This is a genomic window from Pseudomonas batumici (genome assembly GCF_000820515.1).
In the GTDB taxonomy this organism is placed as follows: domain Bacteria; phylum Pseudomonadota; class Gammaproteobacteria; order Pseudomonadales; family Pseudomonadaceae; genus Aquipseudomonas; species Aquipseudomonas batumici.
Map to the genome: position 1 here is coordinate 64,814 of NZ_JXDG01000062.1, position 7,144 is coordinate 71,957.

16 protein-coding genes are annotated in these 7,144 nt (G+C 55.4%); all 16 read right to left on the minus strand.

Going from position 1 to position 7,144, the window contains the following annotated elements; all coding sequences use genetic code 11:
• Positions 1 to 30: 30 nt before the first annotated feature.
• Positions 31 to 336, minus strand: coding sequence for a 30S ribosomal protein S14 (gene rpsN, locus UCMB321_RS24565; RefSeq protein WP_017123250.1), 306 nt, complete (start codon positions 334 to 336; stop codon positions 31 to 33).
• A gap of 13 nt (positions 337 to 349) precedes the next feature.
• Positions 350 to 889, minus strand: coding sequence for a 50S ribosomal protein L5 (gene rplE, locus UCMB321_RS24570; protein WP_040071276.1), 540 nt, complete (start codon positions 887 to 889; stop codon positions 350 to 352).
• 20 nt (positions 890 to 909) lie between these two features.
• Positions 910 to 1,224 carry a 50S ribosomal protein L24 gene (rplX, locus tag UCMB321_RS24575; RefSeq protein WP_007896770.1) on the minus strand — a complete coding sequence of 105 codons (315 nt, stop codon included), beginning with the start codon at positions 1,222 to 1,224 and terminating at the stop codon, positions 910 to 912.
• Between the two features lie 11 nt (positions 1,225 to 1,235).
• On the minus strand, positions 1,236 to 1,604 hold the full coding sequence (gene rplN / locus UCMB321_RS24580; protein WP_002555479.1) for a 50S ribosomal protein L14: 369 nt from the start codon (positions 1,602 to 1,604) through the stop codon (positions 1,236 to 1,238).
• Positions 1,605 to 1,627: 23 nt separating this feature from the next.
• On the minus strand, positions 1,628 to 1,894 hold the full coding sequence (gene rpsQ, locus UCMB321_RS24585; protein ID WP_040071277.1) for a 30S ribosomal protein S17: 267 nt from the start codon (positions 1,892 to 1,894) through the stop codon (positions 1,628 to 1,630).
• A 2-nt stretch (positions 1,895 to 1,896) separates the two neighbouring features.
• Positions 1,897 to 2,088: a 50S ribosomal protein L29 gene (gene rpmC, locus UCMB321_RS24590; RefSeq protein WP_002555481.1), complete on the minus strand. Its 192-nt coding sequence runs from the start codon at positions 2,086 to 2,088 to the stop codon at positions 1,897 to 1,899.
• Positions 2,088 to 2,501 (minus strand): 50S ribosomal protein L16, encoded by a 414-nt coding sequence (gene rplP, locus UCMB321_RS24595; RefSeq protein ID WP_003228729.1) that lies wholly within the window; start codon positions 2,499 to 2,501, stop codon positions 2,088 to 2,090. Before rplP ends, rpmC begins: the two co-directional genes overlap by 1 nt.
• Positions 2,502 to 2,513: 12 nt before the next feature.
• Positions 2,514 to 3,200 (minus strand): 30S ribosomal protein S3, encoded by a 687-nt coding sequence (gene rpsC, locus UCMB321_RS24600; protein WP_007924192.1) that lies wholly within the window; start codon positions 3,198 to 3,200, stop codon positions 2,514 to 2,516.
• 13 nt (positions 3,201 to 3,213) lie between these two features.
• On the minus strand, positions 3,214 to 3,546 hold the full coding sequence (rplV, locus tag UCMB321_RS24605; protein ID WP_003103908.1) for a 50S ribosomal protein L22: 333 nt from the start codon (positions 3,544 to 3,546) through the stop codon (positions 3,214 to 3,216).
• Positions 3,547 to 3,557: 11 nt separating this feature from the next.
• Positions 3,558 to 3,833 (minus strand): 30S ribosomal protein S19, encoded by a 276-nt coding sequence (gene rpsS / locus UCMB321_RS24610; RefSeq protein ID WP_002555486.1) that lies wholly within the window; start codon positions 3,831 to 3,833, stop codon positions 3,558 to 3,560.
• 16 nt (positions 3,834 to 3,849) lie between these two features.
• The gene (gene rplB / locus UCMB321_RS24615) at positions 3,850 to 4,674 is read right to left on the minus strand and encodes a 50S ribosomal protein L2 (protein WP_040071278.1); all 825 of its coding nucleotides are present in this window, start codon (positions 4,672 to 4,674) and stop codon (positions 3,850 to 3,852) included.
• Positions 4,675 to 4,688: 14 nt separating this feature from the next.
• Positions 4,689 to 4,988, minus strand: coding sequence for a 50S ribosomal protein L23 (gene rplW, locus UCMB321_RS24620; RefSeq protein ID WP_002555488.1), 300 nt, complete (start codon positions 4,986 to 4,988; stop codon positions 4,689 to 4,691).
• Positions 4,985 to 5,587, minus strand: a complete 603-nt coding sequence (rplD, locus tag UCMB321_RS24625) for a 50S ribosomal protein L4 (RefSeq protein WP_040071279.1) — start codon at positions 5,585 to 5,587, stop codon at positions 4,985 to 4,987. Before rplD ends, rplW begins: the two co-directional genes overlap by 4 nt.
• A 12-nt stretch (positions 5,588 to 5,599) precedes the next feature.
• Positions 5,600 to 6,235: a 50S ribosomal protein L3 gene (rplC, locus tag UCMB321_RS24630; protein WP_024778327.1), complete on the minus strand. Its 636-nt coding sequence runs from the start codon at positions 6,233 to 6,235 to the stop codon at positions 5,600 to 5,602.
• 80 nt (positions 6,236 to 6,315) lie between these two features.
• Positions 6,316 to 6,627: a 30S ribosomal protein S10 gene (rpsJ, locus tag UCMB321_RS24635; protein ID WP_003186070.1), complete on the minus strand. Its 312-nt coding sequence runs from the start codon at positions 6,625 to 6,627 to the stop codon at positions 6,316 to 6,318.
• A 160-nt stretch (positions 6,628 to 6,787) separates the two neighbouring features.
• Positions 6,788 to 7,144, minus strand: a 357-nt coding sequence (locus UCMB321_RS24640) for an EF-Tu C-terminal domain-related protein (protein WP_033696302.1), incomplete at its 5' end; no start/stop codon positions are given.

Consider the following 7,144-nt stretch of genomic DNA (forward strand, 5'->3'; position numbering starts at 1 on the left):
GACCGGCCGCCGTGACTTGGGCGGTATGGCTTACCAGCTGGCCTTGACCAGACCTGGTACGTCACCACGCATGGCCGCTTCACGCAGCTTGTTACGGCCGAGGCCGAACTTGCGGTAAACGCCGTGCGGACGACCGGTGATGCGGCAGCGGTTACGCATGCGCGAGGCGCTGGCGTCACGTGGCTGCTTCTGCAGAGCGACGGAAGCTTCCCAACGCGCTTCTGGACTTGCGTTCAGATCGACGATGATTGCTTTCAGCGCTGCACGCTTGACGGCGTACTTGGCAACGGTGAGCTGACGCTTCAGCTCACGGTTCTTCATGCTCTTCTTGGCCATTTTCCTACTCCAATCAGTTGCGGAACGGGAATTTGAAAGCACGCAGCAGTGCGCGGCCTTCATCATCGTTCTTGGCAGTGGTGGTCAGGGTAATGTCCAGACCGCGCAGAGCATCGATCTTGTCGTAATCGATTTCCGGGAAGATGATCTGCTCTTTCACGCCCATGCTGTAGTTGCCACGACCGTCGAAGGACTTGGCATTCAGGCCGCGGAAGTCGCGAACCCGAGGCAGGGAGATCGACAGCAGACGATCCAGGAACTCGTACATACGATCGCGACGCAGGGTCACTTTGACACCGATCGGCCAACCTTCGCGGACTTTGAAGCCAGCGATGGATTTGCGAGCGTGAGTCACAACGACTTTCTGGCCGGTGATCTTCTCCAGGTCAGCCACAGCGTGCTCGATGACTTTCTTGTCACCGATCGCTTCGCCCAGACCCATGTTCAGGGTGATCTTGGTAATGCGCGGAACTTCCATCACGTTCGCCAGCTTAAGTTCTTCCTTAAGCTTCGGAGCGATTTCCTTCCGGTAAATCTCTTTCAGTCGTGCCATGGTCTTCTACCTAGCAGTGTTCAAGCATCAACCGCTTTTTGGGTCGACTTGAAGACACGAATTTTTTTGCCGTCTTCTACTTTGAAACCAACGCGGTCAGCCTTGTTGGTTTCGCCGTTGAAAATGGCGACGTTGGAAGCGTGCAGTGGCGCTTCTTTCTCGACGATACCGCCCTGTACGCCCGACATCGGGTTAGGCTTGGTATGACGCTTGACCAGGTTCAGGCCACCGACGACCAGACGGTCATCAGCCAGAACCTTAAGCACCTTACCGCGCTTACCCTTGTCTTTGCCGGCGATCACGATGATCTCGTCGTCACGACGAATCTTTTGCATGTCGGATCTCCTTACAGCACTTCTGGGGCGAGCGAGACGATCTTCATGAACTTCTCAGTACGAAGTTCACGGGTCACTGGCCCAAAGATACGGGTGCCGATCGGCTCTTGCTTGTTGTTCAACAGAACAGCAGCGTTGCCATCAAAGCGGATGATGGAGCCGTCAGCACGACGGACGCCATGGCGAGTGCGGACTACGACAGCAGTCATCACTTGGCCTTTCTTCACTTTACCGCGCGGAATCGCTTCCTTGACGGTTACTTTGATGATGTCACCGATACCAGCGTAACGACGATGCGAGCCACCCAGCACCTTGATGCACATAACGCGGCGAGCGCCGCTGTTATCGGCCACATCGAGCATGGATTGAGTCTGAATCATATAATTTCTCCGACCCTTAGCCCTTAGACTTCCACAGCGCGTTCGAGGATATCAACCAGCGCCCAAGACTTGGTCTTGGCCATCGGACGAGTTTCACGAATCGTGACCTTGTCGCCGATGTGGCACTGGTTGGTTTCGTCGTGCGCGTGCAGCTTAGTCGAACGCTTAACGTATTTACCGTAGATCGGGTGCTTGACGCGACGCTCGATCAGAACGGTGATGGTCTTGTCCATTTTGTCGCTGACAACACGGCCAGTCAGCGTACGGACGGTCTTTTCGGCTTCAGCCATGATCACTTACCTGCCTGCTGGTTGAGCACAGTCTTCACACGAGCGATGTCGCGCTTAACTTGCGAGAGCAGGTGAGACTGCCCCAACTGGCCAGTTGCTTTCTGCATACGCAGATTGAACTGGTCGCGCAGCAGGCCGAGCAGTTGCTCGTTCAGCTGCTGTGCGGATTTTTCACGAAGTTCATTCGCTTTCATCACATCACCGTCCGTTTAACAAAGGAGGTGGCGAGCGGCAGCTTTGCAGCAGCCAGGGCGAAAGCCTCACGCGCCAGCTCTTCAGAAACACCCTCGATTTCATACAGGACTTTGCCTGGCTGAATCTGGGCAACCCAGTATTCGACGTTACCCTTACCTTTACCCATCCGAACTTCGAGTGGTTTTTTGGAGATAGGCTTGTCCGGGAATACACGGATCCAGATCTTGCCGCCACGTTTTACGTGACGGGTCAGAGCACGACGCGCTGACTCGATCTGACGAGCGGTGAGACGACCACGAGCAACAGACTTCAGCGCGAACTCGCCGAAGCTGACTTTGCTACCGCGCAGTGCCAGACCACGGTTGTGGCCGGTCATCTGCTTGCGGAACTTCGTACGCTTTGGTTGCAACATTTGGCGTACCCCTTACTTAGCAGCTTTTTTACGAGGCGCTGGTGCTTGTGGTTTCAGTTCTTCTTGGCGACCACCAATTACTTCGCCTTTGAAGATCCAAACCTTCACACCGATCACACCATAAGTGGTGTGAGCTTCGTAGGTGGCATAGTCGATATCGGCACGCAGGGTGTGCAGTGGCACACGACCTTCGCGATACCATTCAGTACGTGCGATTTCAGCACCGCCGAGACGACCGCTCACTTGGATTTTGATGCCTTTGGCACCAATGCGCATGGCGTTCTGTACGGCGCGCTTCATGGCGCGACGGAACATCACACGACGCTCCAGCTGCTGAGCTACGCTCTGGGCAACCAGCATACCGTCGAGCTCCGGCTTGCGGATCTCTTCGATATTGATGTGCACAGGCACACCCATTTGCTTGGTCAGGTCCTGACGCAGTTTCTCAACATCTTCACCTTTCTTCCCGATAACGATACCTGGACGAGCGGTGTGGATGGTGATGCGTGCAGTTTGAGCCGGACGATGGATATCGATACGGCTTACGGACGCGCTTTTTAGTTTGTCTTGGAGGTACTCACGCACATTCAGATCTGCGAGCAAATAGTCCGCATAAGTCCGACCGTCTGCGTACCAGACGGAGGTGTGCTCCTTGACGATTCCCAGGCGAATGCCAATGGGATGTACTTTCTGACCCATCTCTTCGACTCCGTTACTTGTCAGCAACCTTGACAGTGATATGGCAAGACCGCTTGACGATGCGATCAGCACGGCCTTTGGCACGTGGCATGATGCGCTTCAGCGAACGCCCTTCGTTGACGAAAACGGTGCTGACCTTCAGGTCATCAACGTCTGCGCCTTCGTTATGCTCGGCGTTGGCTACGGCCGACTCCAGCACTTTTTTCATGATCTCGGCGGCTTTCTTACTGCTGAAAGCCAACAGGTTGAGCGCTTCGCCCACCTTCTTCCCGCGGATCTGGTCGGCGACCAAGCGGGCTTTCTGGGCGGAGATTCGAGCGCCCGACAACTTAGCGGCTACTTCCATTTCCTAACCCCTTAACGCTTGGCTTTCTTGTCAGCCACGTGCCCACGATAAGTGCGGGTACCGGCGAACTCGCCCAGTTTGTGGCCGACCATGTCTTCGTTCACCAGAACGGGGACGTGTTGACGACCGTTATGCACAGCAATGGTCAGACCGACCATTTGTGGCAGGATCATGGAACGGCGCGACCAGGTCTTAACTGGTTTGCGATCGTTCTTCTCCGCCGCCACTTCGATCTTCTTCAGTAGGTGAAGATCGATAAAAGGACCTTTTTTCAGAGAACGTGGCACTGTCGTATCCCTCTATTTACTTGCGACGACGGACGATCATATTGTCGGTACGCTTATTACCACGAGTCTTCGCGCCCTTAGTCGGGAAGCCCCACGGCGATACCGGATGACGACCACCAGAGGTACGACCTTCACCACCACCATGTGGGTGGTCAACCGGGTTCATGGCAACACCACGAACGGTTGGGCGAACGCCACGCCAGCGCTTGGCACCAGCTTTACCCAGGGAACGCAGGCTGTGCTCGGAGTTCGAGACTTCGCCCAGCGTTGCACGGCATTCCGACAGCACTTTACGCATTTCACCGGAGCGCAGACGCAGGGTCACGTAGACACCTTCACGAGCGATCAGCTGAGCCGAAGCACCAGCGGAACGAGCGATCTGTGCACCTTTACCCGGCTTCAGTTCGATGCCGTGTACGGTGGAACCCACTGGGATGTTGCGCAGTTGCAGAGCGTTGCCTGGCTTGATTGGAGCCAGAGCGCCTGCGATCAGCTGGTCGCCAGCACTCACGCCTTTAGGGGCGATGATGTAGCGACGCTCGCCGTCTGCGTACAGCAGCAGAGCGATGTGAGCGGTACGGTTTGGATCGTATTCGATACGCTCGACAGTGGCAGCGATGCCATCTTTGTCGTTGCGACGGAAGTCGACCAGACGGTAATGCTGCTTATGACCACCACCCACGTGACGTGTAGTGATACGGCCATTGTTGTTACGACCACCAGACTTCGATTTTTTCTCGAGCAGCGGTGCGTGAGGAGCGCCTTTATGCAGCTCCTTGTTGACCACCTTGACCACAAAACGGCGGCCAGGGGAAGTCGGTTTGCATTTAACGATTGCCATGATGCACCCCTTCCTTACTCAGCACTGCTGCTGAAATCGAGATCTTGGCCTGGCTGAAGGGAGATAACTGCCTTCTTCCAGTCATTACGCTTGCCCAGACCGCGAGCAGTGCGCTTGCTTTTACCCAGAACGTTCAGGGTAGTCACACGCTCTACTTTCACGCTGAACAGGCTTTCGACGGCCTTCTTGATTTCCAGCTTGGTTGCGTCAGTCGCAACCTTGAAAACGAACTGACCTTTCTTGTCTGCCAGGACCGTAGCCTTCTCGGAAACGTGCGGGCCAAGCAGAACTTTAAATACGCGTTCCTGGTTCATCCCAGCAGCTCCTCGAATTTCTTCACGGCCGACACGGTGATCAACACCTTGTCGTATGCGATCAGACTAACTGGATCGGAACCCTGTACGTCACGGACATCGACGTGCGGCAGGTTACGAGCAGCCAGGTACAGGTTCTGATCAACAGCGTCGGACACGATCAGAACGTCGGTCAGACTCATGCCAGTCAGTTTGTTCAGCAGGTCTTTGGTTTTCGGCGTTTCAACAGCGAAATCCTGAACCACGACCAGACGATCAGTACGCACCAGCTCAGCAAGGATGGAGCGCAGTGCTGCGCGATACATCTTCTTGTTCAGCTTCTGGGAGTGATCCTGAGGACGAGCTGCGAAAGTGGTACCGCCGCCACGCCAGATTGGGCTACGGATAGTACCGGCACGAGCACGGCCAGTACCTTTCTGACGCCATGGGCGCTTGCCGCCACCGGAAACGTCGGAACGGGTCTTTTGCTGCTTGCTACCCTGACGGCCGCCAGCCATGTAGGCCACGACTGCTTGGTGAACCAGCGTCTCGTTGAATTCGCCGCCAAATGTCAGTTCGGAAACTTCGATCGCTTGAGCGTCATTTACGTTTAATTGCATGTCAGCTTCCCCTTAACCGCGAGCCTTGGCTGCTGGACGTACAACCACGTTGCCGCCAGTAGCGCCAGGAACAGCGCCCTTGACCAACAACAGATTGCGTTCAGCGTCCACGCGCACTACTTCGAGGGACTGCACGGTCACGCGCTCAGCGCCCATATGACCGGACATTTTTTTGCCCTTGAATACACGACCAGGAGTCTGGCACTGGCCGATAGAGCCTGGAACGCGGTGGGATACGGAGTTACCGTGGGTGTTATCTTGCCCGCGGAAATTCCAGCGCTTGATCGTACCCTGGAAGCCTTTACCCTTGGACTGACCGGTTACATCAACCAGTTGACCAGCGGCGAAGATTTCAGCTTTGATCAGATCGCCGGCCTGGTACTCGCCTTCTTCAAGACGGAATTCCAGCACGGTACGACCAGCGGCAACGTTCGCCTTAGCGAAGTGGCCAGCTTGAGCTGCGGTAACACGCGAAGCACGACGCTCGCCGACAGTGACTTGCACTGCACGATAGCCATCGGTCTCTTCAGTTTTGAACTGGGTGACGCGATTCGGCTCGATCTCAATGACCGTAACCGGAATGGAGACACCTTCTTCGGTGAAAATACGGGTCATACCGCATTTACGACCGACTACACCAATAGTCATGTTGTAAACCTCATGAGTGTACGGGGCTTTCACCCGCTATGGCCGCCCATTTCAGAGCGTTACACGACTAAGACCGAGTCTTAGCCGAGGCTGATCTGCACTTCCACACCTGCCGCAAGATCAAGCTTCATCAGCGCATCAACGGTTTTATCCGTTGGCTGGACGATGTCCAGTACACGCTTATGAGTACGGATCTCGTACTGGTCACGCGCGTCTTTGTTGACGTGCGGGGAGACCAGAACGGTGAACCGCTCTTTACGGGTAGGCAGTGGAATTGGACCACGCACTTGAGCACCAGTACGTTTCGCGGTTTCCACGATTTCCTGGGTGGATTGGTCGATCAGGCGATGGTCAAAAGCCTTCAACCTGATACGGATTTGCTGATTTTGCATTGGATTTCAGACTCCGGCTGCTATTCCCACCGAGCGCAATACGCCCGTTAAAAGGAGGCGCAATTCTATAGACGCCCCAGATAGGTGTCAACCTAATAAAAAAACCCCCGCTGGGCGGGGGTTTTCTCAAAGCATCGAAGCGGGCTCGGAGAGCCGCTTATTACTCGATGATTTTGGCTACGACGCCGGCGCCGACGGTACGACCGCCTTCACGGATAGCGAAACGCAGACCGTCTTCCATCGCGATGGTTTTGATCAGAGTGACAGTCATCTGGATGTTGTCACCTGGCATTACCATTTCAACGCCTTCTGGCAGTTCGCAGTTACCGGTCACGTCAGTAGTACGGAAGTAGAACTGTGGACGGTAGCCTTTGAAGAACGGAGTATGACGGCCGCCTTCTTCCTTGCTCAGAACGTAGACTTCTGCGGTGAACTTGGTGTGCGGCTTGACCGAACCTGGCTTGACCAGAACCTGGCCACGCTCAACGTCGTCACGCTTGGTACCACGCAGCAGAAC